The following is a 23,740-nucleotide window of genomic DNA, read 5'->3' as shown; positions in this document are numbered from 1 at the left end:
AACCCGGCGTCATGCACCGGGCTTGAAACAGGTCAGATGGCGACCAGATGACCTTCCTGCAGGTGCAGTACGCGGTCCATCTGCCGGGCCATGCTCATGTCATGGGTCACCACCAGGAACGCGGTACGCATCTGGGTGCTCAGTTCGAGCATCAAGTCCTTGATGCCCTGGGCGGTGTGGGAATCGAGGTTGCCGGTCGGCTCGTCGAGCATCACCAGGCCCGGGTTGTTCACCAGGGCACGGGCAATCGCCACACGCTGGCGCTCACCGCCAGACAATTCGGCCGGTTTGTGCTCCAGGCGATGGCCGAGGCCAACGCGCTCCAGCAAAGCCTTGGCACGCTGGCGCGCCTCTGGGATCGCGGTCTTGCCGATCAGCAGCGGCATGCACACGTTTTCCAGGGCGGTGAACTCCGGCAACAGGTGGTGGAACTGGTACACGAAACCCAACGAACGGTTGCGCAGTTGGCCGCGGGCCTTTTCGCCGAGGGCCGAGAGTTCTTCGCCGGCCAGCCACACGCTGCCCTGGGACGGCGTATCGAGGCCGCCCAACAGGTTGAGCAAGGTACTTTTGCCGGAACCGGAACTGCCGACGATCGCCACGCGCTCGCCGGGGTGCAGCTCAAGTTGCAGGTTGGACAACACCACCACCGATTCCGGACCTTCCTCGTAGGACTTGCCCAGGTTGCGGCAGCTCAGGATTGCTTTTTCACTCATGCCCGATTCACTCATAACGTAAGGCCTGTGCTGGCTGGGTACGTGCCGCGCGCCAGGCTGGATACAGGGTGGCAAGGAAACTCAGGACCAACGCGGCGCCGCCCACCATCAGCACGTCCTGGGCCTGAACCTGGGACGGCAAGTAATCGATGAAGTAGACGTCGGCGTTGAGAAACTTGTGGCCGATCAGGGTTTCGAGGCCGGCGATGGCAGCGCTGACGTTGAGCGCAGCCAGAATGCCCAGCGCGGTGCCGATCAAGGTGCCGACCACGCCGATCACCGTGCCCTGCACCATGAAGATCGCCATGATCTGCCCCGGCGTGGCGCCCAAGGTGCGCAGGATGGCGATGTCGCCCTTCTTGTCGTTCACCACCATCACCAGGGTGGAGATGATGTTGAAGGCCGCCACGGCGACGATCAGCAGCAACAGCAGGCCGATCATGGCTTTTTCCATGCGGATGGCCTGGTACAGGTTGCCGTGGGTACGGGTCCAGTCGCGGGCGTAGTACTGGCTTTCACCCAGGTGCTGGGCGATTTCCCAGGCGCCGCGCGGGGCGTCGAACAAATCGTTGAACTTCAGGCGCAGGCCCTGCACCTGATCCGGCTTCCAGCGATGCAGACGCGCCAGGTCGGTGAGGTTGGTCAGGCCGAGGTAGCCGTCGATCTCGCCAGCGCCGACGTGGAAGGTGCCGACCACGGTAAAGCGCTTCATGCGCGGAAACATGCCGGCCGGGGTCACGGTGACTTCCGGGGCGACGAAGGTCAGCTTGTCGCCGATGCCCACGCCGAGCTTGGCCGCGGCCTTGTCGCCGATGACGATACCGAAGCTGCCGGGCGCCAGGTCGTCAAGTTTGCCCTGCAGCATGAACTTGTCGATGATCGAGACCTTGCGCTCCTGGACCGGGTCGATGGCATTGAGCAGGATTTTCTGCACCTTGCCGTCATGGGTCAGCAACCCTTGCATCTGGGTGAACGGCGCCACGGCCACGACCTTGGGGTTCTGCTTGACCTTGTCGGCCAGGCTTTGCCAGTCGCTGATCGGTTCACCCGACTCGATGGTCGCGTGGGGCACCATGCCCAGCACGCGGGTACGCATCTCATGATCGAAGCCGTTCATCACCGACAACACCACGATCATCACGACCACGCCAAGGGCGAGACCGATCATCGAGGTCAAGGAAATGAACGACACAAAATGATTGCGACGCTTTGCACGGGTATAACGCGTGCCAATAAATACGAAGAGAGGTCTGAACATGTCGGGGCTTGTTCGGAGGAAAAGAAGACGTCCCGGTGGCGGGGTCTGGTAAGCAGCTTTACACTCAGACCATTACCGCTACTTTGGGTTCGCCATGTCGACATTAGATGAAGAAGAACGCCGCGAATACTACCGTATCGACGACATGATCGCACTTCAAATCAAAAGCCTGTCCGCCCCCGAAGCGGCGAGCAAGGAAGTGTTGCTGGATGATTCGCCGCTATTCAATCTACTCAGTGAACTGCACCTGAGCGAATTCGAAGCCCAACACCTGTTGCGCCAGCTCAGCGAGAAAGATCGCAGCCTGGCCGCCCTCCTCCGAATCCAGAACAAACGCCTGGATCTGCTCAGCCAGATCATGGCGCGCGGCCTGCTGGATGAAGTCGGCGCACCGCAGCCGGTGATCATTTCCGAAGGCGGCATCGACTTCCAGCACCCGACGCCCCTGGCACTCGACGCCCACCTGGCGGTCAAGCTGGTGCTGATGCCCCAGGCGCTGGGCCTGCTGTTACGGGCGCGGGTCACCCATTGCGATGCCAAGGGCGGCGCTTTTGCCATTGGCACGGAATTCGAATCGATGACCGACGCCCAACGCCAACTGCTGGCGCGCTACATCCTGCAGAAACAGGCGCAGCAACGGCGCCTGGCGCGGGAACAGAGCGACGCCAAAGACACCTGAATTCGTATTCACCCCGCCAGACGACCTGGCGCAAAGGAGCAACTGTGACCCTGATCTACGGCCACCGCGGTGCCAAAGGCGAAGCACCAGAAAACACCCTGACCAGCTTCCAGCAGTGCCTCAAGCACGGTGTACGCCGTTGCGAATTGGATTTGCACCTGTCCATGGACGGCGAACTGATGGTCATCCACGACCCGACCCTCAAGCGCACCGCCGACCGGCGCGGCAAAGTCGTCGAGTATTCGGCGGCAGACCTGGTGAAGATGGACGCCCGCAAAGGCGGCCCCGGCTGGATCAACCCCTGCCCGATCCCGCGCCTGGAAGAGCTGTTTGAAAAGTGCGACTTCGATCACTGGCAACTGGAAGTCAAAAGCGCCTCGCGCACCCGCGCCGCGACCACCGTGCTGGCGATCCGGGAAATGGCCGTGCGTTTCGGCCTCATGGACAAGGTCACAGTGACCTCAAGCTCACGGGAAGTGTTGAAAGCGGCGGTGGAACTCACCCCGGACCTGTCGCGCGGGCTGGTGGCCGAATACGCCTGGCTCGACCCGCTGAAGGTCGCGCAAAACTATGGCTGTGAGTTTCTGGCGTTGAACTGGACGTTGTGTACCCCCGAGCGTCTGGAAAAAGCCCAGCGCCAGGGATTGCACGTGTCGGTGTGGACAGTCAACGAACCTGCGCTGATGCGCAGGCTCGCCGACTTCGGCGTAGATAGCCTGATTACAGACTTTCCCGGTTTGGCCACTGCCACGCTCGAGAATTACTGAAATCGGTCTCCCCGGCCGGCTCAGGCCACCGGCCGGAGCCGCTCAAAAAAGCCGGTTGAGGCCGTCGTAGGCCGCGACCCGATAGGCTTCCGCCATGGTCGGGTAGTTGAACGTGGTGTTGACGAAATACTTGAGGGTATTTTGCTCGCCCGGCTGGTTCATGATGGCCTGGCCGATGTGGACGATCTCCGAAGCCTGGTAGCCGAAGCAATGCACGCCGAGGACTTCCAGGGTTTCACGGTGGAACAGAATCTTCAGCATGCCTTGCGGCTCGCCGGCGATCTGCGCACGCGCCATGCTCTTGAAGAACGCCTTGCCCACTTCGTAAGGCACCTTGGCCTTGGTCAGTTCGTGTTCGTTCTTACCGATCGAGCTGATCTCCGGAATCGTGTAGATCCCGGTCGGCACGTCGTTCACATAGCGCCAGCTGCCATTGTCGACAATGCTGCCGGCGGCCGAACGGCCCTGGTCATGGGCGGCGCTGGCCAGGCTTGGCCAGCCGATCACGTCGCCGGCACCGTAGATATTCGACACGCAGGTGCGATAGTTCTCGTCCACTTCAATCTGGCCACGGTTGTTGACCTTGACCCCGACATTTTCCATGCCCAGCTTGTCGGTGTTGCCGGTACGACCGTTGCACCACAGCAAGGCGTCGGCCTTGATCTTCTTGCCGGACTTGAGGTGCAGGATCACACCGTTGTCCAGGCCTTCGACGCGCTCGTACTCTTCGTTGTGGCGCACGGTGATGTTGTTGTTGCTGAAGTGATAACTCAACGCCTGGGAAATTTCCGAGTCGAGGAAGCTCAGCAACTGGTCACGGTTGTCCACCAGCTCTACCAGCACCCCCAGGCCGCTGAAGATCGAGGCGTATTCGCAGCCGATCACGCCGGCGCCATAGATGATCAGTTTGCGCGGGGTATGGCCCAGGCTGAGGATGGTGTCGCTATCGTAGATACGCGGGTGGAGGAAATCGATATCCACCGGGCGATACGGGCGCGACCCGGTAGCGATGATGATGTGCTTGGCCACCAGCTTCTCGACCACGCCGTTGGAGCAGACCACTTCGACGGTTTGCTCGTCGGCGAAGCTGCCGGTGCCGAAGAACAGGTCGACACGGTTACGGGCGTAATAGCCGGTCCGCGACGCCACCTGCTTGGCGATGACTTTTTCCGCGCTTTTGAGCACGTCCGGGAACGAAAACCAACGCGGCTCGCCAATGGCCCGGAACATCGGATTGGTATTGAACTGCATGATCTGGCGCACTGAGTGACGCAAGGCCTTGGACGGGATGGTACCCAGGTGGGTGCAGTTTCCGCCGACCTGGCGACGGCTATCGACCATTGCCACCTTGCGCCCTGCCTTCGCGGCGTTCATCGCCGCACCTTCTCCAGCCGGGCCGGAACCCAGTACTACCACGTCGTAGTTGTAGACAGCCATGCGTACTCCTCAGAACAGGCCAGGCGCGCGGTTTGACGCCTGGCTAAATCATGCCGCGGCCAGCGGTCATGAAGGACAATTTGGCTCAAGTGTGTGAACCGGGGCACAGTCTATATAAGGCTCAACGCCGCGCACATTAACCCTTGGTCGCGTCGTAGGCCAGTTTTGCCTTTACTACACAGCGTGGATTACGGTTTCACAGCGGTCATCTGTTCGAACGCCTGATTACTGCGCGTGACAAAAACATCCCCCTCGCGCTGCACAAAAAACGCGGCGATCTGGTGCCGTTCGGCGTAATCCCAGCCTTGCTCCGGCCCAAGGATCAACAGCAACGTCGACAACCCATCGGCCATCAGCGCCGACGGGTGCAACACTGTCACCGATGCCAGTTGATGGGTAATCGGCGCGCCGGTCCGCGCATCCAGGGTGTGGGAATAGCGCCGACCACCCTGCTGGAAATAATTACGATAGTCACCCGATGTGGACACACCAAAGCCGTCTACGCGGATGATTTTTTCGGCGACCTGCTGGTCATCGCGAGGCTCTTCCAGCGCGACGCGCCAGGGCGAACCATCCGGTTTGTGGCCGGCAGCCTTGAGTTCGCCGGTGGCTTCGGCGAGGTAGTGATGGATACCCAGGCCGCTCAACAGCTCGGCGATACGATCCACCGCGTAACCGGCAGCAATGCTGTTGAAGTCGACCTCGACGGCGGCGTCCTTGCACAGCTGTTCGCCGTCGATGCGCAGATGCTGGTGACCGACCCGTTGACGCACCTCGGCCAGCGTCGCGGCGTCCGGCACCCTGAGTTGCCGGGCCTGGGGCCCGAACCCCCACAGGTTCAGCAGCGGCTCCACCGTCAGGTCGAACGCACCCGCGCTGGCCTGGGACAGTTGCTCGCCGGTACGCACCAGTTGCAGCACCGGCGCGGGCATCGGCTGGCAGCTATTGGCTGGCAGATTGTTGAAACGCTCGATATCCGAGTCGCTGCGGTAGGTCGACAGCTGTCGGTCGACATCCCCCAGGATTTTTTCCACCTGGCGCTGCAGCTCTTTCGGCGTAGGTGCCGTCGAGCTTCTGACATACTGGATCGAATAGGTGCTGCCCATGGTCGGCCCCCCAAACTGCTCCAGCGTATCGCCGCCACAGCCGGCCAGCGCCGCAAAACCGCACACCATCACTATCTGTCGCAGATTGCCCATAAACCTGATCGCCGTCGAAAAGTGAATTAACCCGCAGGCACACACCCTGGCAGGACCGCCCATTATGCGGCATGCCGTTATCTGTTTATGGCTGATGTTCGCACTCCCGGCGCTCACCAATGAGGCGGATCGTCTCACCTTGGCCGGCCACAGTTGACGGCGTATCGCCTGAAAAAATGCATGCCCCTGTGGGCGCGGGCTTGCGCGCGATGCCTCCCACACAGCCGAAACCCACAGGCAGAAAAAAGCCCCGAACCAGTCGGGGCTTTTTCATTCAACCTGGACGCTTAGCGCGGGAATGCAGGCGGGTTGACCCCAGCCATGTCTTCCATCACGCGAACGACCTGGCAGCTGTAGCCGAACTCGTTGTCGTACCACACGTACAGCACAACACGGTTGTCCTGGGTAATGGTCGCTTCCGCGTCCACCACACCGGCGTGGCGCGAGCCAACGAAGTCGGTGGAGACCACTTCCTGGGAGTTGACGAAGTCGATTTGCTTATGCAGATCGGAGTGCAGCGCCATGTAGCGCAGGTACTCGTTCATCTCGTCGCGAGTAGCGGCTTTCTCAAGGTTCAGGTTGAGAATGGCCATCGACACGTTAGGCGTCGGCACGCGGATCGCGTTACCGGTCAGCTTGCCGGCCAGCTCAGGCAGGGCCTTGGCGGCAGCGGTGGCGGCACCGGTCTCGGTGATCACCATGTTCAGCGCGGCGCTGCGACCACGGCGATTGCCCTTGTGGAAGTTGTCGATCAGGTTCTGGTCGTTGGTGTACGAGTGAACGGTTTCGACGTGGCCGTTGATGATGCCGAACTTGTCATTGACTGCCTTCAGCACCGGCACGATGGCGTTGGTGGTGCAGGAAGCGGCGGACACGATCTTGTCGTCAGCGGTGATTTCCGTGTGGTTGATGCCGTGAACGATGTTCTTCAGCTTGCCTTTGCCAGGCGCGGTCAGGACAACGCGGGCAACGCCCGGGCAGGTCAGGTGCTGGCCCAGGCCTTCGGCGTCGCGCCATACGCCGGTGTTATCCACCAGCAGGGCGTCCTTGATGCCGTACTGGGTGTAATCCACCTCGGTCGGGTTCTTCGCGTAGATCACCTGGATCAGGTTACCGTTGGCGGTGATGGTGTTGTTTTCTTCGTCGATGACGATGGTGCCGTTGAACGGACCGTGTACCGAGTCGCGACGCAAGAGGCTCGCGCGCTTGGCCAGGTCGTTCTCGGCGCCCTTGCGTACCACGATGGCGCGCAGGCGCAGGCCGTCGCCGCCACCGGTTTTACCGATCAGGATGCGTGCCAGCAGGCGGCCGATACGACCGAAGCCGTAGAGCACAACGTCAGTGCCTTTACGGGCGGAAGCGTTCTGCTTGCCGACCACGTCGGCCATTTCTTCACGCACGAATTGCTCGACGGAACGGCCGTTGGCTTCAGCGCGGAACTTGGCGGCCAACTTGCCCAGGTCTACCGAAGCCGCGCCGAGCTTGAGCTCGCTCATGGCTTTGAGCAGAGGGAATGTTTCGTGGACGGAGAGTTCGCTGTCGTTGGTCGAACGATGGCGAGCAAAGCGATGCGCCTTGAGAATCGCGATGACTGACTGGTTGATCAGACTGCGGCCATAGATCGAGCTCACCACATTGTTATTGCGGTACAGCTGACCGATAAGCGGGATCATCGCTTCAGCGAGTGCTTCACGGTCGATCCATTCACCAAGACACTGGTCGGGCTTCTGAGTCACGGGAACCTTCCACATGTAGGGGCTGAAAAAAGGGGCTACATTATGCCGCCCGGCCGCCCCCGGAGCAATGCGCGTCCTACAACAAAAAGCGCTTACCCAAAAAAGCCACCTCGCTGCAGCCCAGTAAATACGCGGGTTCCAGAAGGCCACTAGTGGAGCGGGCAGCACGACTTGTCCGTAACCCTCCGAAAACTATATGCATTTTGGCACTACATATTGAGTCAAAACGCGCCATTGTTTGTCTTAGCCACCACATTTCCCGCAAACCGTAATAGGCTCAGTCAGCAACTGACAGGCGGCACCTCGGGCCGTTACAATTACCGACTTTGTCGCAACGCTTGGAGCTCAACCTTCCGTGCCCGTTCTGCGTCTACCGCAACTCCCTGCCGCGGCAGGTAAACAGCACTGGGGCAATTTGCCCGGTGCCGCCCTGAGCCTGGCCATCGCCGAGGCTGCCAGCGCAGCCAAGCGCTTTACCCTGCTGCTTACCGCCGACAGCCAAAGCGCCGAACGGCTGGAGCAGGAGCTGAGCTTCTTCGCCCCCGATTTGCCGGTGCTGCATTTTCCCGACTGGGAAACCCTGCCCTACGACCTGTTCTCGCCGCACCAGGACATCATTTCCCAGCGCATCGCCAGCCTGTACCGCCTGCCGGAACTGGTCCACGGCGTGCTGGTGGTGCCGATCACCACGGCGCTGCACCGCCTGGCGCCGACCAAGTTCCTGCTGGGCAGCAGCCTGGTGCTGGATATCGGCCAGAAGCTCGACGTGGAGCAAATGCGTACACGCCTGGAAGCCAGCGGCTACCGCTGCGTCGACACGGTGTACGAGCACGGCGAATTCGCGGTGCGCGGAGCGCTGATCGACCTGTTCCCGATGGGCAGCAAGTTGCCGTACCGCATCGACCTGTTCGATGACGAAATCGAGACCCTGCGCACCTTCGATCCGGAAAACCAGCGCTCCATCGACAAAGTCGAGTCGATCAAACTGCTGCCGGCACGGGAATTCCCACTGCAGAAAGACGCGGTGACGCGTTTCAAGGCGCGCTTTCGCGAACGCTTCGACGTCGACTTCCGCCGCTGCCCGATCTTCCAGGACTTGAGCAGCGGGATTACCCCCGCCGGTATCGAGTACTACCTGCCGCTGTTCTTCGACGAAACCTCTACCCTGTTCGACTACCTGCCCCAGGACACCCAGGTGTTCTCGCTGCCGGGCATCGAGCAGGCGGCGGAAAACTTCTGGAGCGACGTGCGCAACCGCTATGAAGAGCGTCGCGTCGATCCGTCCCGTCCTTTATTACCGCCGGCTGAACTGTTCCTGCCGGTGGAAGACTGCTTCGCCCGCCTGAAAAACTGGCCGCGCGTGGTCGCCAGCCAAGAGGATGTGGACGCAGGCAGCGGCCGCACGCGCTTCCCCGCGCAAAACCTGCCGAACCTGGCGATTGAAGCCAAGGCCAGCCAGCCGCTCGAAGCGCTGTCCAACTTCCTCGGCGATTTCGCCGGGCGCGTGTTGTTTACCGCCGAATCGGCCGGGCGCCGCGAAGTGCTGCTGGAGCTGCTGGAACGCCTGAAGCTGCGCCCGAAAACCGTCGACAGCTGGCCGGACTTCGTCGCCGGCAAAGAGCGCCTGGCGATCACCATTGCGCCACTGGATGAAGGCCTGTTGCTGGACGATCCGGCCCTGGCGCTGATCGCCGAAAGCCCGCTGTTCGGGCAACGGGTGATGCAGCGCCGTCGCCGCGAAAAACGCGCCGACGCCAACAACGACGCGGTGATCAAAAACCTCACCGAACTGCGCGAAGGCGCGCCGGTGGTGCATATTGACCACGGCGTCGGCCGCTACCTGGGCCTGCAAACGCTGGAAATCGACAACCAGGCCGCCGAATTCCTCACCATGGAATACGCCGAAGGCGCCAAGCTGTATGTGCCGGTGGCCAACCTGCACCTGATCGCCCGCTACACCGGCAGCGACGACGCTCTGGCGCCGTTGCACCGCCTGGGTTCCGAGACCTGGCAGAAAGCCAAGCGCAAGGCCGCCGAACAGGTGCGCGACGTCGCCGCCGAGCTGCTCGACATCTATGCCCGTCGCGCCGCCCGCGAGGGTTATGCGTTCGCCGACCCGAAAGCCGACTACGCCACCTTCAGCGCCGGCTTTGCCTTCGAAGAAACCCCGGACCAGCAAACCACCATCGAAGCCGTGCGCGCCGACATGCTCGCGCCCAAGCCGATGGACCGCCTGGTGTGCGGCGACGTGGGCTTCGGCAAGACCGAAGTGGCGATGCGCGCCGCCTTCATCGCGGTGCATGGCGGCAAGCAAGTGGCGATCCTGGTGCCGACTACCCTGCTCGCCCAGCAGCACTACAACAGCTTTCGCGACCGCTTTGCCGACTGGCCGGTGACCGTCGAAGTGATGAGCCGTTTCAAATCCGCCAAGGAAGTGAACGCCGCCGTCGCCGACCTGGCGGAGGGCAAGATCGACATCGTGATCGGCACCCACAAGCTGCTGTCGGACGATGTGAAGATCAAGAACCTGGGCCTGGTGATCATCGACGAAGAACACCGCTTCGGGGTGCGTCAGAAAGAACAGCTCAAGGCCCTGCGCAGCGAAGTCGACATTCTGACCCTCACCGCCACGCCGATTCCGCGCACGCTGAACATGGCGGTGTCGGGCATGCGCGACCTGTCGATCATCGCCACTCCACCGGCGCGGCGCCTGTCGGTACGCACCTTCGTGATGGAGCAGAACAACAGCACGGTCAAGGAAGCGCTGCTGCGCGAATTGCTGCGCGGCGGGCAGGTGTATTACCTGCACAACGATGTGAAAACCATCGAGAAATGCGCCGCCGACCTCGCCGCACTGGTGCCGGAAGCACGCATCGCCATCGGCCACGGGCAAATGCGCGAGCGCGACCTCGAACAGGTGATGAGCGACTTCTACCACAAGCGCTTCAACGTGCTGATCGCCTCGACCATCATCGAGACCGGCATCGACGTGCCGAGCGCCAACACCATCATCATCGAGCGCGCCGACAAGTTCGGCCTGGCACAACTGCATCAACTGCGCGGCCGCGTCGGACGCAGTCACCACCAGGCCTACGCCTACCTGCTGACGCCACCGCGCCAGCAAATCACCGGCGATGCGGAAAAACGCCTGGAAGCCATCGCCAACACCCAGGACCTGGGCGCCGGCTTTGTGCTGGCCACCAACGACCTGGAAATCCGTGGCGCCGGCGAACTGCTCGGCGACGGCCAGAGCGGGCAGATCCAGGCCGTGGGCTTCACCTTATATATGGAGATGCTCGAACGCGCAGTGAAAGCCATCCGCAAGGGCGAGCAACCGAACCTCGACCAACCCCTGGGCGGCGGTCCGGAGATCAACCTGCGCTTGCCGGCATTGATCCCCGAAGACTACCTGCCGGATGTCCACGCGCGACTGATCCTGTACAAGCGCATCGCCTCGGCCACCGACGAAGAAGGCCTCAAGGACCTGCAGGTGGAGATGATCGATCGCTTCGGCCTGTTGCCGGAACCGACCAAGAACCTGGTGCGCCTGACCCTGCTCAAATTGCAGGCCGAGCAACTGGGGATCAAGAAGGTCGACGCGGGGCCGCAGGGCGGGCGCATCGAGTTCGAAGCGCAGACGCCGGTGGACCCGTTGGTGCTGATCAAGCTGATCCAGGGCCAGCCCAACCGGTACAAGTTCGAAGGGGCTACGCTGTTCAAGTTCATGGTGCCGATGGAACGTGCCGAAGAACGCTTCAATACCTTGGAGGCGCTGTTTGAGCGCCTCATCCCGAAATCTGTTTGAAGGACGCCCCAATGCGCGTGTTTCGCATTCTGAGCTTGTTATTAGTGGTACTCGCACCTTCGGCGTTTGCCGACAGCCTGTACCAAGTGGAAATGGTCCTGGTGCGCCAGAACGCGGAGCCGGTGATCAACAGCCGCGCCGCGCCGGAAGACTGGGATGCCGGCGCCGAGCGCCTGGGCGACAGAAGCAGCCCGGCGCGCCTGGGCACGATCGTCGACAAACTCCGCGCAGACGCCAACTACACGGTGCTGGCGCACAAGGCCTGGGAACAGAACCTCGGTGAGCAGCCGGTAAAAATCGCGATCACCGACGGCCGGGAGCAGTTCGGTCAGTTTCCCCTCGAGGGTGTGCTGAGCCTGCAACTGGGGCGCTTTACCGATATCGACGCGGACTTCTGGATCAACCAGTTCGACGGCAACGGCAGCGTCATCGCCAGCGAGCATCTGGCGCAGAAAGACGTGCGGACCAAGAACAACCAGCTCAACTACCTGGATGGCGGCCACCTGGCGCTGCTGATCAAGATCACTTCGTTGACCGCCAAACAGCCCAGCGCACCGCCCGTCGACTTTCAGGACTGATCCAGCGCCATGCCCCTGACGTCGCCGCTGACCAAGCCCCTGGCCCCTTCGTGGGCCAATCGCTTCAAAGAACAAAGCCTGGAGCGCGGGCGGCGCTATGCCTTGGAGAACCGGGTACGCATCGTCGAGTCGGGCGACAGCACCATCATCGCCAGTTGCGAAGGCTCGGGCAGCAACGTCTACCGGCAGACCATCTCGTTGCGCGAATCGGCCAAGGGCACGCTGATCCTGGTGGACAGCCGCTGCACCTGCCCGGTACACACCAACTGCAAACACATCGCGGCGGTGCTGCTCAAGGTCCAGGAAACCCTGGCCTACCCGGCGGCGGCCCAGGACGCCGAACTGCTGGAAAAACTCCAGGCCGTGCTGGACAACCGCGTGGTGCTGCCGCAGGTGGTGATGGACGACGTGCTGCCCGTGCCGCGCCTGTGGCTGGCCAGTGTCGAGTTCAGCGCGTTCGAGCCGCGCAACGGCAAGATGCAGCGCTATATCCAGCACCGTGCGGCGCTGTCGTTCAACTATCTGGGCAACTACGTCAGCGGGCAAAAGAACGTCGACATCATCGTCCGCCAGGAAACCCAGAGCCTGCGGATCAAGCGGCACCCCGAGCTGGAACAGCGCTATCGCGAACAACTGCGCCTGCTCGGTTTCAAGATCGCCACGCGCCAGAGCAAAGCGTTGCCGGAAAGTGCCGGCGAACTGTTCGAGATGATCAATGACAGCGCCTGGCTGAACTTCACCCTCAACGCATCGCCGACACTACGGGCCGAAGGTTGGGAGTTGCAGATCGACGACGACTTCGGCTTCGACCTGAGCCCGGTGGACGACTGGTATGCCACCGTCGACGAAGGGCCGGAGCGCGACTGGTTCGACCTGGAACTGGGGATCATCGTCAACGGCGAACGCCTGAGCCTGCTGCCGATCCTGCTCAACCTGATGCGTTCGCACACCGAAATCCTCAACCCGGAAAAACTCGCACGCCGCCGCGATGACGAACTGATCCTGGTCAACATCCCCGGCCTGCCCAACGGTGGCCACGGCCCGCTGCAAGTGGCGCTGCCCTACGGCCGTCTGAAACCCGTCCTGGCCACCCTCGGCGAGTTCTACCTGCAGGAACCCGGCACCACCACGCTGCGCCTGGCCAAGGCCGACGCGATCCGCCTCAACCCGCTGGAAGACCTGCCGCTGCAATGGGAAGGCGGCGAGAAGATCCGCACCTTCGCCCAGCGCCTGCGCGACATCAAGGATTTCACCTGCGTCGCGCCCGAAGGCTTGAACGCGACCTTGCGCCCCTATCAGCTGGAGGGCTTGAGCTGGATGCAGTCACTGCGCCAGCTGGAGGTGGGCGGCATTCTTGCGGACGACATGGGCCTGGGCAAAACCCTACAGACCTTGGCGCATATTCTCAGCGAGAAGATCGCCGGGCGCCTGGACCGCCCGTGCATGGTGGTGATGCCCACCAGCCTGATCCCCAACTGGCTCGACGAGGCCGCGCACTTCACGCCGCAACTCAAGGTCCTGGCGCTGTATGGCGCCACCCGCAAAAAGCACTTCGCGAACCTGCAGGACTACGACCTGCTGCTGACCACGTATGCGTTGCTGCCCAAAGACATCGAGCAACTCGCCGCCCTGCCCTTGCATGTGCTGATCCTCGACGAAGCGCAGTACATCAAGAACCCTTCGAGCAAGGCGGCCCAGGCGGCGCGTGAGCTGAACGCACGGCAGCGCCTGTGCCTGAGCGGCACCCCGCTGGAAAACCACCTGGGCGAGCTGTGGTCGCTGTTCCACTTCCTGTTGCCGGGCTGGTTGGGCGACGTGAAAAGCTTCAACCGCGACTACCGCGTGCCGATTGAAAAACGCGCCAGCGATGTGCGATTGCAGCACCTGAACGGTCGGATCAAACCGTTCCTGCTGCGTCGCACCAAGGAACAGGTGGCGACGGAATTACCGCCGAAAACCGAGATAATCCACTGGGTCGAGCTCAATGAAGCCCAGCGCGACGTGTACGAAACCATGCGCCTGGCCATGGACAAAAAAGTCCGCGATGAGATCACCCGCAAAGGCGTGGCGCGCAGCCAGATCATCATTCTTGAAGCGCTGCTCAAGCTGCGCCAGGTGTGCTGCGATTTGCGCCTGGTCAACGATGCCACCCTGCCGACGCGCGGCAGCAGCTCGGGCAAGCTCGACAGCTTGATGGAAATGCTCGAAGAGCTGTTTGCCGAAGGGCGCCGGATTCTGTTGTTCTCCCAGTTCACCTCGATGCTGAGCCTGATTGAACTCGAGCTGAAAAAACGCGGCGTCGCCTACGCGCTGCTGACCGGCCAGACCCGCGATCGGCGCACGCCGGTGAAAGACTTCCAGAGCGGCAAGCTGCAGATCTTTCTGATCAGCCTGAAGGCAGGTGGCGTAGGACTCAACCTGACCGAAGCCGACACCGTGATCCACTATGACCCGTGGTGGAACCCGGCCACGGAAAACCAGGCCACCGACCGTGCGTATCGCATCGGCCAGGAGAAGCCGGTGTTCGTCTACAAGATGATTGCACGGGGCACGGTGGAGGAGAAAATCCAGCACCTGCAAAAGGAAAAGTCCGACCTTGCAGCGGGCGTGCTGGACGGGCGGACCACCGGGGATTGGCAGCTGGGCAACGAAGAGATCGAGGCGCTGTTTGCGCCGCTGCCCAACAAACAAGAAAAACGCTGACGGTTAGATCGCCCTCGCGGGCCAGCGCGCCGCCACATTCGACCGCGCTTCGACAGAATGTACGCAATCAAGTGTAGGAGCGGGCTTGCCCGCGATAGGCGCGCCGCCGTTTCAATCGATCAACTGCGCATCCCGCAACGCGCCGAGCGCCACCAGCCAACGCGGGTCTTGCTTATACTCCATCGACGCAACCGCCTGCCCACGCATCCGTGCGATCCGCGCCGATGGCGTGACCTTCATCCGCTGGGCCGCGCTCAGCGCCAGTTCGGCGGCCGCCCGATCGTTGCACACCAGGCCCATGTCGCACCCCGCCGTCAGTGCGGCCTCAATACGGCTGGCCGCATCCCCGACCACGTGGGCACCAGCCATGGACAGGTCGTCGCTGAAAATCACCCCGTCAAATTGCAATTCGCCGCGCAGGATGTCCTGCAACCAGCGGCGCGAGAAACCGGCCGGCTGGGCGTCGACTTGCGGGTAAATGACGTGGGCTGGCATCACCGCAGCCAATTGCCGGCTCAGGCGTGCGAAAGGTACCAGGTCATTGGCGCGAATCTGTTCCAGGCTGCGTTCGTCATTGGGAATCGCAACGTGGGAATCGGCCTCAGCCCACCCGTGCCCCGGGAAGTGCTTGCCGGTGGCGGCCATGCCGGCGCTGTTCATGCCACGGATAAACGCCCCGGCAAGCACCGCGGCGCGCTCGGGATTGCCCTCGAAGGAACGGCTGCCGACCACGGCGCTACGCTGGTAGTCCAGGTCCAGCACGGGGGCGAAGCTCAGGTCCAGGCCGACGGCCAGGACTTCAGTGGCCATGATCCAGCCACACTGTTCGGCGAGGTATTCGGCGTTAGGGTGATCCGCCAGCGCGCGCATGGCCGGCAGACGCACAAAACCCTGGCGCAGGCGCTGCACGCGACCGCCCTCCTGGTCGACCGCCAGCAGCAGGTCCGGGCGCACGGCACGAATCGCCGCGCTCAATTCCCGCACCTGGCGCGGATGCTCGATATTGCGCGCAAAAATGATCAGGCCGCCCACCTCAGGCTGGCGCAACAGGTGGCGATCCTCGGCCGTCAGCCAGGTGCCGGCAACGTCGACCATCAAAGAACCTTGCAGGGCAGCAGTCATAAACCTTCCTTAAATAACGCACACAACCCATTGCCCTCGCGGCGCGGCGGGCGCGGCAAGAACAATGGGTTGCGAGTAAATAGCTGAATTCGGCATGGGCGGCTAGCTTAGCGGATGCTGGCGGCCGCGCACACCCGGGGCGGTCAAACCTTCGCGGGGATTGGCGTCGATTTGCTGCGCGGACGCAATTGCGCGGCGGCCATGGTCTGGTCGGTCACGCCGGTTTCGGCGCGCATGCCGGCAGCGAGGAACGGCACCATCAGGCGCATCACCTGCTCGATGGAGGTGTTGACGCCAAAGTCGGTCTCGGCAATCGCCCGCAAGGCCTTGATCCCGGACATGCTGAATGCCGCCGCGCCGAGCATGAAGTGTACGCGCCAGAACAATTCGATCGGCGGGATGCGCGGGGCGGCTTCGTTGACCAGCAACATATAGCGGCGGAACACCTTGCCGTACATGTCTTCCAGGTAGCGGCGCAGGTGGCCCTGGCTCTGGCTGAACGCCAGGCCCAACAGGCGCATGAAGATCGACAGGTCGTTGCCGCTGCGTGGCTGCACCACCAGCGCTTGCTCAACGAGGATTTCCAGCAGTTCTTCCAGGCTTGGCTTATGGTCGGCCTTGGCCTGGCGGCGTTCGAGCTCACGGTCGAGACTGGCGCAGAACGGCCCCAGGAAACGCGAGAACACCGCCTGGATCAGGGCTTTTTTCGAGCCGAAATGGTAGTTCACGGCGGCGAGGTTGACCCCGGCCTTGCTGGTGATCAGCCGCAATGAGGTTTCAGCAAATCCTTTTTCCGCGAACAATTGCTCGGCAGCATCGAGAATGCGTTCAACGGTTTCCGACTGGGCCATGGCTACTCCGCCTGACAAACACTTGTTTGAAACATACGTTTCAGCTTGTGTCTTGTCAAGCCTGTGGGTTCGCTTTCCGGCCAGGCAGTCATCTATTTGAACGCTATTTAATCACATCCTTTCAACTCTGTAGGCAGCGCTGTCTTTGCGTTGTAGGAGGGCTGACGAATGACCGTCCAGCGGACGCGCAAAAAAGGATGATTGCCAAGCGCAGTCCACTGTATATAATCCCAGTCACTGTATAAAAAGACAGAGCGATCAACATGCTAAAACTGACGCCACGCCAAGCTGAGATTCTGGCTTTTATCAAGCGCTGCCTCGACGACAACGGCTACCCGCCGACGCGCGCGGAAATTGCGCTGGAACTGGGGTTCAAATCCCCCAACGCCGCCGAAGAACACCTCAAGGCCCTCGCTCGCAAAGGCGCGATCGAGATGACCCCGGGCGCTTCGCGGGGCATTCGCATCCCCGGTTTCGAAGCCAAGGCCGACGAATCGACCCTGCCGATCATCGGCCGCGTCGCTGCCGGCGCGCCGATCCTGGCGCAACAGCACGTCGAGGAATCCTGCAACATCAACCCAACCTTCTTCCACCCTCGCGCCGACTACCTGTTGCGGGTGCATGGCATGAGCATGAAGGACGTGGGCATTTTCGACGGAGACCTGCTGGCCGTCCACACCACTCGTGAAGCCCGTAACGGCCAGATCGTCGTCGCCCGCATCGGTGATGAAGTCACCGTCAAACGCTTCAAGCGCGAAGGCAGCAAGGTCTGGCTCCTGGCCGAGAACCCTGAGTTCGCCCCGATCGAAGTCAACCTGAAAGACCAGGACCTGGTGATCGAAGGCCTGAGCGTCGGCGTCATTCGCCGCTAAAGGAGGCATCATGCAGCTCGTGCACACCCCACAACACACACAACTGTCGCTGTTCGAGGCCTTCATGGCCCAACCTCTTGCGCCCATCCTCAAGGAAACGGTCGAGGCGCCCTGGTGCGCCGAGCCTGAGGCGTTCAGTGAACTGTCGTTGCGCGGTGCGGCCGGGAGCTGCCTGAGCCTGCTGGCGCCGATCCTGCGAGAACTGAGCGAGGAACAGGATGCACGCTGGTTGACGCTGATCGCCCCACCCGCCAGCCTGACCCAGGCTTGGCTGCGGGACGCCGGTCTCAACCGCGAGCGCATCCTGTTGCTGCAACCACGCGGCGCGCAAAGTGCCCAGCAGTTGACCTGCGAAGCCCTGCGCCTGGGCCGCAGCCATACAGTGGTGAGCTGGTTGAACCCGCTGAATGCCAACGCCAAGCAACAGTTGATCAGCGCTGCGCGTACCGGCGATGCGCAGAGCTTGAATATTCGTTTGGGGTAATTCGAGGTGCCGCAGGCTAGCCCTGTGGCAAGGGAGCTTGCTCCCATTGGACGGTGCAGCAATCGCATGTTCAGGGCCGCTTAGCGCCCCAGCGGGAGCAAGCTCCCACGCCACACTCAGTGCAGAACCCGTGGACCGTCTTCTTTCTCCGGTTCGCCTTCCGCCAGGCGGCCTGCCATCTGTACGCCAACGCTCAACATGGCTTTTGCCACTTCCACGTGCTGGCCTTGCAGGAACGCCTTGGCGTCTTCGGAAAAGTCCAAGATAACCAGAGAACCCTCGTCCTCAGCCCGGCGCAGCTCGATTCGGCCGTCAGGCAATTCAACAATTTCCAGAAAGGACGTTGGCATAAAAGTCTGTTCTCCACGAAAGGCCGGGATTATATCAGTCATCTGCCGGGCCTCGCAGTGGATCTGGCGAGGTTTCTTTACGGCTGGATGAATGGTGCTTAGTGAGAGCAAGCCCACTGCCACAATTTTGATTGGCACCCATCTGCGCAGGTGCCTTGGCTGTCAGCTCGCAATGATCACCGGCTCAACGAGCGTGTCTCAGCACTCGTTCAAACCTTCACGAAACCGCAGCGCCATGTTTTTCAGCTCCTGGCGCCAGCCTTCAAGCTCTTCGCGGCTCAACGGCTTCGGCTCATCCTCTTCCAGCGACAGCGCCACGATCAACGGCTGGGTCACATCGCCCTTGGGCACATGGGGAACACGTGGCGGCTGGAACATATCGGCATGCGCTTTGAGCAGGCGTGCCACCCAACTGTCGGGGCTTTGCGCCATTTCCACCAGTTCGGCGAGTTCAGGGATCGCCATGGCGTCCAGCACTTCGCGATTCATGATCATTTCCGCACGCGGCGAACCGGCCTGGGGCAAACGGTAGAACCCGGCGATTTCATGACACAGCCCCAGCAAGGCGCCGTACAGGTGGAACAGGGCCGCCTCACGCCCCGCCTGGACCAGCGCGATGGCGTTCATCTCCTTCCCTTCCTCGGCACGGCCAAGGGCTTCCAGGGACAGACCCGCGAAGTAAATTTTCTGATTGGTACGGGTATAGAGTTCGTTGGCCATGACGGCAATCTCCACAACGAATAGGCGTAATGCTGGTATGTAAGAGCGAGCTTGCTCGCGAAAAACCTGGGGGCGCCGTGGGGCATCAGGTTTTTCGTGTAATCGTTAGCGACCTTCGCGAGCAAGCTCGCTCCTACAGCAAGCAAAAGCCGTCTATGCAGACGGCTTTTAGCGTTATCAGATTAACCGATCAAGCGCCCTGGCGCTTGTCCTCGACCTTCCACTTGCCGCCGTCGTAGAACGCCTTCCAACCGGTCGGCTTACCGTCCACTTCGGACTGCACGTACTGTTCCTTGGTCTTGCGGCTGTAGCGGATCACGGCCGGGCGACCGTCCGGGTCCTTCTTCGGCGCTTCGCACAGGAAGTGGTACTTCGGATCGATCTCATCCTTGTGCGGCACGATCTCGAGCACCAGCGGCGCACGGGTCTCGCGGTTTTTCGGGAACTGGCTGGCAGCCAGGAACAGCCCCGAAGCGCCATCACGCAGGATATAGGTGTCGTTGACCTTCTCGCACTTGAGTTCGGGCATCTTCACCGGGTCCATCTTCGGCGGCGCCGCGTCACCGCTTTTCAGCAGTTTGCGGGTGTTCTTGCACGTCGGGTTGGTGCAACCGAAGAACTTGCCGAAACGGCCGGTCTTGAGTTGCATCTCGCTGCCGCACTTGTCGCATTCCAGGCTCGGGCCTTCGTAGCCTTTGATGCGGTAGCTGCCCTCTTCGATCTCGTAGCCGTCGCAATCCGGGTTGTTACCGCAGATGTGCAACTTGTGCTTCTCGTCCAACAGGTAGGCATCCATCGCCGTGCTGCAGATCGGGCAGCGGTGCTTGCCACGCAGCACCAGCGATTCGGATTCACCCTCGTCGTCGGCGGCGATTTCATCGCCCGGCACCAGGTTGACGGTGGCCTTGCAGCGCTCTTTCGGCGGCAGGCTGTAGCCCGAGCAACCGAGGAACACGCCAGTGGACGCGGTACGAATCTGCATCGGCCGGCCGCAGGTCAGGCACGGGATGTCGGTCATCACCGGCTGGTTGGCACGCATGCCGCTGTCCGGGCTTTCGGCCACTTCGAGTTTTTTCTTGAAGTCGCCGTAGAACTCGTCGAGCACGCTCTTCCAGTCGCGCTCGCCCTGGGCCACGTCATCGAGGTTCTCTTCCATGCCGGCGGTGAAGCCGTAGTCCATCAGGTTGGAGAAACTCTCGGACAGACGCTCGGTGACGATGTCGCCCATTTTTTCCGAATAGAAACGCCGGTTGTGCAGCGCCACGTAGCCACGGTCCTGGATCGTGGAGATGATCGCCGCATAGGTCGAAGGACGACCGATACCGCGTTTCTCCATCTCTTTCACCAGGCTGGCTTCCGAATAACGCGCCGGCGGCTTGGTGAAGTGTTGGGACGGGTCGAGCTTGATCAGCTTCAACGTGTCGCCCTGGGCCATGTCCGGCAGTACGTCGTCGTCGCCTGGCTTGGCGATTTGCGGCATCACGCGGGTGTAGCCGTCGAACTTGAGGATACGGCCCTTGGCACGCAGCTCGAAGTCGCCTGCGCCCACGCTGACGGTGGTGGACAGGTATTGCGCCGGCAGCATCTGGCAGGCCAGGAACTGGCGCCAGATCAGCTCATAGAGGCGCTCAGCGTCACGTTCCATGCCGCTCAGCTTGCTCGGCTCGGTGTTGGCGTCGGAAGGACGAATCGCTTCGTGAGCTTCCTGGGCGCCTTCTTTGCTGCTGTAGACGTTCGGCTTCTCCGGCAGGTACTTCTTGCCGAACTCGCTTTCAATATACGTGCGCGCCATCGCCACCGCGTCTTGCGACAGGTTGGTGGAGTCGGTACGCATATAGGTGATGTAGCCGGCTTCGTACAGACGCTGGGCCATCATCATGGTTTTCTTCACGCCGAAGCCCAGGCGGTTACTCGCGGCCTGTTGCAGGGTGGACGTGATGAACGGCGCCGACGGCTTGCTGCTGGTCGGTTTGTCTTCGCGCTTGACGATGCTGTAGCTGGAAGACTTGAGCTTCTCCAGCGCGGCCATGGCCTGGGCTTCGTTCAGCGGCTTGAAGGCCTCGCCTTTTTCACGGGCCACTTCAAAGCGCACGTTGGCGCCCTTGGCGGTGCCGAGGTCGGCGTGGACTTCCCAGTATTCTTCAGGGTTGAACGCACGAATCTCGCGCTCACGCTCCACCACCAGCTTGACCGCGACCGATTGCACACGGCCGGCGGACAGGCCACGGGCAATCTTGGCCCACAGCAGTGGCGAGACCATGTAACCCACGACGCGGTCGAGGAAACGACGGGCCTGCTGGGCGTTGACGCGGTCGATATCCAGTTCGCCCGGCTTGGAGAAGGCCTCCTGGATGGCTTTCTTGGTGATTTCGTTGAACACCACACGCTTGTAGCGGCTGTCATCACCGCCGATGGCTTCCCGCAGGTGCCAGGCAATGGCTTCCCCTTCGCGGTCCAAGTCCGTTGCGAGATAGATGGTGTCGGCATCTTTGGCGAGCCGGCGCAGCTCTTCGATGACCTTTTCCTTGCCCGGAAGGATTTCGTACTTGGCCTTCCAGCCATGTTCCGGGTCCACACCCATGCGCGAGACCAGCTGCTTGCGCGCTTTCTCTTTAGGCGTGAGCACCGGACCTTCGCCCGCAGCCGCCTTGCCGCGCTTGGCGGCAGGCTCCTTGCTGGCGCTAGCCGAACCGCTGGTGGGCAGGTCTCGGATATGGCCGATACTCGACTTCACCACGTACTCGTTGCCCAAGTACTTGTTGATGGTCTTGGCCTTAGCCGGGGATTCCACAATGACCAGCGATTTGCCCATGGATCGGAAAATTCCTGAATTCGAGAAGTGAAAGGCAGTTGGCGCCTGACGCGGCAACGCTATATATAGTGGCAACCGGGTGAGGTCAAGCGCAGCATTCTGCGCAGCCTGCCGTTATTGCCCTGAAAAAAGACTGGGTTCGGCCTGCACCAAAGCAAAGCGTGGGACCTGTTCGCCGTCAACTTCGACGGACTCGAGGAACATGCTCAACGGGCGCACCCAAAAGCCGTAATCGCCATACAGTGCTTGGTAGAACACCACTTCTTCTTCGGTCTCGGAGTGCCGCGCCACATTAAAAACGCGGTACTGCGGACCTTTATAATGTTGGTAGAGCCCTGGTTCGACTTTCATGCTCTGGCCACCTTACAAAATTTGTTAAAAAAAAAATAATAAAACTACCGAAAAACAAAAACCGGGGCACTGGGCCCCGGCTTCCGTCAACGCAACGCTTAAAGGCGTTCGAAGACGGTGGAAATGCCTTGGCCGAGACCAATGCACATGGTTGCAACCCCGAGGTTGCCGCCATTTTGCTTCATCACATTGAGCAAAGTGCCGGAGATTCGCGCGCCGGAGCAACCGAACGGGTGGCCCAGGGCGATCGCGCCGCCGTGCAGGTTAACCTTCTCGTTCATCTTGTCGAGTACTTTCAAATCTTTCAGCACCGGCAGGGCCTGTGCGGCGAAGGCTTCGTTGAGCTCGAAGAAGTCGATATCGGCGACGGTCAGGCCCGCGCGCTTCAAGGCTTTTTGTGTCGCCGGTACCGGACCATAGCCCATGATCGCCGGGTCCACACCCGCTACGGCCATCGAACGAATCACCGCCATCGGCTGGATACCCAGGTCCTTGGCACGCTGCGCCGACATCACGATCATGCACGAGGCACCGTCGGTGATTTGCGACGAAGTGCCGGCTGTCACGGTGCCGCCCTTTGGATTGAACGCCGGTTTCAAGGCGGCCAGGCTTTCCAGGGTGGTATCCGGACGAATGGTTTCGTCGTAGTCGAACAGTTTCAGGAAACCGTTCTCGTCGTAGCCGTTCATCGGGATGATTTCATCCTTGAACTTGCCTTCCACGGTCGCCTTGTGGGCGAGTTGGTGGGAACGCAGGCCGAACGCATCCTGTGCTTCGCGGGTAATGCCGTGCATCTTGCCGAGCATTTCCGCGGTGAGGCCCATCATGCCCGAGGCTTTTGCCGCGTGCAGCGACATGTGCGGGTTGGGATCGACACCGTGCATCATGCTGACGTGGCCCATGTGCTCCACGCCACCGACCACGAATACATCACCGTTGCCGGTCATGATCGCCTGGGCAGCCGTGTGCAGTGCGCTCATCGACGAACCACACAGGCGGCTGACCGTCTGGGCGGCCGCGGTGTGCGGGATCTGGGTCAGCAAGGAGGCCATGCGGGCGATGTTCCAGCCCTGCTCCAGGGTCTGGTTGACACAGCCCCAGATCACGTCTTCGACTTCGTTCGGGTCGACCTTGACGTTACGCTCCAGCAATTTGCTGATCAGGTGCGCCGACATGTCTTCGGCGCGGGTGTTGCGGTGCATGCCGCCCTTGGAGCGGCCCATCGGCGTGCGACCGAAGTCGACAATCACGACGTCTCTTGGATTCAAGCTCATAAATATTCTCGCTCAAGTGTATGGGA

19 protein-coding genes are annotated in these 23,740 nt (G+C 61.5%); 7 read left to right on the top strand and 12 right to left on the bottom strand.

Annotated elements, in window-relative coordinates; genetic code table 11:
• Window positions 1–32 precede the first annotated feature (32 nt).
• A complete protein-coding gene (gene lolD, locus JN756_RS08535) occupies window positions 33–716 on the bottom strand; it encodes a lipoprotein-releasing ABC transporter ATP-binding protein LolD (RefSeq protein ID WP_017477213.1) in 684 nt (227 codons plus the stop codon).
• Between the two features lie 7 nt (window positions 717–723).
• Complete coding sequence (locus JN756_RS08530; RefSeq protein WP_026140246.1) at window positions 724–1,974, bottom strand: lipoprotein-releasing ABC transporter permease subunit; 1,251 nt, start codon at window positions 1,972–1,974, stop codon at window positions 724–726.
• A gap of 94 nt (window positions 1,975–2,068) precedes the next feature.
• On the opposite strand from JN756_RS08530, the gene JN756_RS08525 reads away from it, so the two are divergent.
• Window positions 2,069–2,653, top strand: coding sequence for a PilZ domain-containing protein (locus JN756_RS08525; protein ID WP_046490432.1), 585 nt, complete (start codon window positions 2,069–2,071; stop codon window positions 2,651–2,653).
• A 44-nt stretch (window positions 2,654–2,697) separates the two neighbouring features.
• Window positions 2,698–3,420 carry a glycerophosphodiester phosphodiesterase gene (locus JN756_RS08520; protein WP_017848786.1) on the top strand — a complete coding sequence of 241 codons (723 nt, stop codon included), beginning with the start codon at window positions 2,698–2,700 and terminating at the stop codon, window positions 3,418–3,420.
• A gap of 42 nt (window positions 3,421–3,462) precedes the next feature.
• On the opposite strand, the gene sthA is transcribed toward JN756_RS08520, so the two are convergent.
• From sthA to JN756_RS08505, 3 genes are all read right to left on the bottom strand, one after another.
• Entirely contained in the window at window positions 3,463–4,857 is a 1,395-nt protein-coding gene (sthA, locus tag JN756_RS08515; RefSeq protein WP_046384317.1) for a Si-specific NAD(P)(+) transhydrogenase, read from the bottom strand.
• A 188-nt stretch (window positions 4,858–5,045) separates the two neighbouring features.
• Entirely contained in the window at window positions 5,046–6,056 is a 1,011-nt protein-coding gene (locus JN756_RS08510) for an FAD:protein FMN transferase (RefSeq protein ID WP_201021991.1), read from the bottom strand.
• A 287-nt stretch (window positions 6,057–6,343) separates the two neighbouring features.
• Complete coding sequence (locus JN756_RS08505; protein ID WP_046384318.1) at window positions 6,344–7,807, bottom strand: glyceraldehyde-3-phosphate dehydrogenase; 1,464 nt, start codon at window positions 7,805–7,807, stop codon at window positions 6,344–6,346.
• Between the two features lie 340 nt (window positions 7,808–8,147).
• Here JN756_RS08505 and mfd point away from each other — a divergent pair, with 340 nt between their 5' ends.
• From mfd to JN756_RS08490, 3 genes are read left to right on the top strand one after another with little or no spacing between them, the layout of a single operon-like run.
• The gene (mfd, locus tag JN756_RS08500; RefSeq protein ID WP_026140243.1) at window positions 8,148–11,597 is read left to right on the top strand and encodes a transcription-repair coupling factor; all 3,450 of its coding nucleotides are present in this window, start codon (window positions 8,148–8,150) and stop codon (window positions 11,595–11,597) included.
• 11 nt (window positions 11,598–11,608) lie between these two features.
• Entirely contained in the window at window positions 11,609–12,175 is a 567-nt protein-coding gene (locus JN756_RS08495) for a CsiV family protein (protein ID WP_017848781.1), read from the top strand.
• Between the two features lie 9 nt (window positions 12,176–12,184).
• Window positions 12,185–14,878, top strand: a complete 2,694-nt coding sequence (locus tag JN756_RS08490) for a DEAD/DEAH box helicase (RefSeq protein WP_128191935.1) — start codon at window positions 12,185–12,187, stop codon at window positions 14,876–14,878.
• A gap of 111 nt (window positions 14,879–14,989) precedes the next feature.
• Here JN756_RS08490 and nagZ read toward each other — a convergent pair whose 3' ends face one another.
• Both nagZ and JN756_RS08480 read right to left on the bottom strand, forming a co-directional pair.
• Window positions 14,990–16,000, bottom strand: a complete 1,011-nt coding sequence (nagZ, locus tag JN756_RS08485; protein WP_126586394.1) for a beta-N-acetylhexosaminidase — start codon at window positions 15,998–16,000, stop codon at window positions 14,990–14,992.
• 143 nt (window positions 16,001–16,143) lie between these two features.
• Window positions 16,144–16,851 (bottom strand): TetR/AcrR family transcriptional regulator, encoded by a 708-nt coding sequence (locus tag JN756_RS08480; protein WP_046384321.1) that lies wholly within the window; start codon window positions 16,849–16,851, stop codon window positions 16,144–16,146.
• Window positions 16,852–17,114: 263 nt separating this feature from the next.
• Here JN756_RS08480 and lexA point away from each other — a divergent pair, with 263 nt between their 5' ends.
• Together lexA and sulA are read left to right on the top strand one after the other, a co-directional pair.
• Window positions 17,115–17,723, top strand: a complete 609-nt coding sequence (gene lexA / locus JN756_RS08475; RefSeq protein ID WP_003172575.1) for a transcriptional repressor LexA — start codon at window positions 17,115–17,117, stop codon at window positions 17,721–17,723.
• 10 nt (window positions 17,724–17,733) lie between these two features.
• Window positions 17,734–18,207 carry an SOS-induced cell division inhibitor SulA gene (gene sulA / locus JN756_RS08470; RefSeq protein ID WP_017848777.1) on the top strand — a complete coding sequence of 158 codons (474 nt, stop codon included), beginning with the start codon at window positions 17,734–17,736 and terminating at the stop codon, window positions 18,205–18,207.
• Window positions 18,208–18,323: 116 nt separating this feature from the next.
• Here sulA and JN756_RS08465 read toward each other — a convergent pair whose 3' ends face one another.
• The 5 genes from JN756_RS08465 to fadA all read right to left on the bottom strand — a co-directional run bounded on the left by JN756_RS08465 (window position 18,324) and on the right by fadA (window position 23,714).
• A complete protein-coding gene (locus JN756_RS08465; RefSeq protein WP_017254451.1) occupies window positions 18,324–18,557 on the bottom strand; it encodes a hypothetical protein in 234 nt (77 codons plus the stop codon).
• A 198-nt stretch (window positions 18,558–18,755) separates the two neighbouring features.
• On the bottom strand, window positions 18,756–19,277 hold the full coding sequence (locus tag JN756_RS08460; protein WP_017848776.1) for a DUF6586 family protein: 522 nt from the start codon (window positions 19,275–19,277) through the stop codon (window positions 18,756–18,758).
• 190 nt (window positions 19,278–19,467) lie between these two features.
• Window positions 19,468–22,089 (bottom strand): type I DNA topoisomerase, encoded by a 2,622-nt coding sequence (gene topA, locus JN756_RS08455; RefSeq protein ID WP_046384322.1) that lies wholly within the window; start codon window positions 22,087–22,089, stop codon window positions 19,468–19,470.
• Window positions 22,090–22,203: 114 nt separating this feature from the next.
• Window positions 22,204–22,440 carry a DUF1653 domain-containing protein gene (locus JN756_RS08450; protein WP_010563748.1) on the bottom strand — a complete coding sequence of 79 codons (237 nt, stop codon included), beginning with the start codon at window positions 22,438–22,440 and terminating at the stop codon, window positions 22,204–22,206.
• Between the two features lie 98 nt (window positions 22,441–22,538).
• Window positions 22,539–23,714 carry an acetyl-CoA C-acyltransferase FadA gene (gene fadA, locus JN756_RS08445; protein WP_026140242.1) on the bottom strand — a complete coding sequence of 392 codons (1,176 nt, stop codon included), beginning with the start codon at window positions 23,712–23,714 and terminating at the stop codon, window positions 22,539–22,541.
• Window positions 23,715–23,740 lie beyond the last annotated feature (26 nt).

The sequence above is a fragment of the Pseudomonas sp. Y39-6 genome (genome assembly GCF_023651955.1).
In the GTDB taxonomy this organism is placed as follows: domain Bacteria; phylum Pseudomonadota; class Gammaproteobacteria; order Pseudomonadales; family Pseudomonadaceae; genus Aquipseudomonas; species Aquipseudomonas veronii.
Note: the sequence above shows the minus strand (reverse complement) of the source record. Positions and strands in the feature narration are given on the sequence as shown.

Excerpts from the sequence above, each read along its gene's own strand:
- lexA (WP_003172575.1), top strand. The coding sequence starts at position 17,115 with ATGCTAAAACTGACGCCACGCCAAGCTGAGATTCTGGCTTTTATCAAG.
- nagZ (WP_126586394.1), bottom strand. The coding sequence starts at position 16,000 with ATGACTGCTGCCCTGCAAGGTTCTTTGATGGTCGACGTTGCCGGCACC.
- JN756_RS08460 (WP_017848776.1), bottom strand. The coding sequence starts at position 19,277 with ATGGCCAACGAACTCTATACCCGTACCAATCAGAAAATTTACTTCGCG.
- JN756_RS08525 (WP_046490432.1), top strand. The coding sequence starts at position 2,069 with ATGTCGACATTAGATGAAGAAGAACGCCGCGAATACTACCGTATCGAC.
- JN756_RS08490 (WP_128191935.1), top strand. The coding sequence starts at position 12,185 with ATGCCCCTGACGTCGCCGCTGACCAAGCCCCTGGCCCCTTCGTGGGCC.
- sulA (WP_017848777.1), top strand. The coding sequence starts at position 17,734 with ATGCAGCTCGTGCACACCCCACAACACACACAACTGTCGCTGTTCGAG.
- lolD (WP_017477213.1), bottom strand. The coding sequence starts at position 716 with ATGAGTGAAAAAGCAATCCTGAGCTGCCGCAACCTGGGCAAGTCCTAC.
- JN756_RS08510 (WP_201021991.1), bottom strand. The coding sequence starts at position 6,056 with ATGGGCAATCTGCGACAGATAGTGATGGTGTGCGGTTTTGCGGCGCTG.
- JN756_RS08465 (WP_017254451.1), bottom strand. The coding sequence starts at position 18,557 with ATGCCAACGTCCTTTCTGGAAATTGTTGAATTGCCTGACGGCCGAATC.
- JN756_RS08530 (WP_026140246.1), bottom strand. The coding sequence starts at position 1,974 with ATGTTCAGACCTCTCTTCGTATTTATTGGCACGCGTTATACCCGTGCA.
- JN756_RS08450 (WP_010563748.1), bottom strand. The coding sequence starts at position 22,440 with ATGAAAGTCGAACCAGGGCTCTACCAACATTATAAAGGTCCGCAGTAC.
- JN756_RS08505 (WP_046384318.1), bottom strand. The coding sequence starts at position 7,807 with ATGTGGAAGGTTCCCGTGACTCAGAAGCCCGACCAGTGTCTTGGTGAA.
- fadA (WP_026140242.1), bottom strand. The coding sequence starts at position 23,714 with ATGAGCTTGAATCCAAGAGACGTCGTGATTGTCGACTTCGGTCGCACG.
- topA (WP_046384322.1), bottom strand. The coding sequence starts at position 22,089 with ATGGGCAAATCGCTGGTCATTGTGGAATCCCCGGCTAAGGCCAAGACC.
- sthA (WP_046384317.1), bottom strand. The coding sequence starts at position 4,857 with ATGGCTGTCTACAACTACGACGTGGTAGTACTGGGTTCCGGCCCGGCT.
- JN756_RS08480 (WP_046384321.1), bottom strand. The coding sequence starts at position 16,851 with ATGGCCCAGTCGGAAACCGTTGAACGCATTCTCGATGCTGCCGAGCAA.
- JN756_RS08495 (WP_017848781.1), top strand. The coding sequence starts at position 11,609 with ATGCGCGTGTTTCGCATTCTGAGCTTGTTATTAGTGGTACTCGCACCT.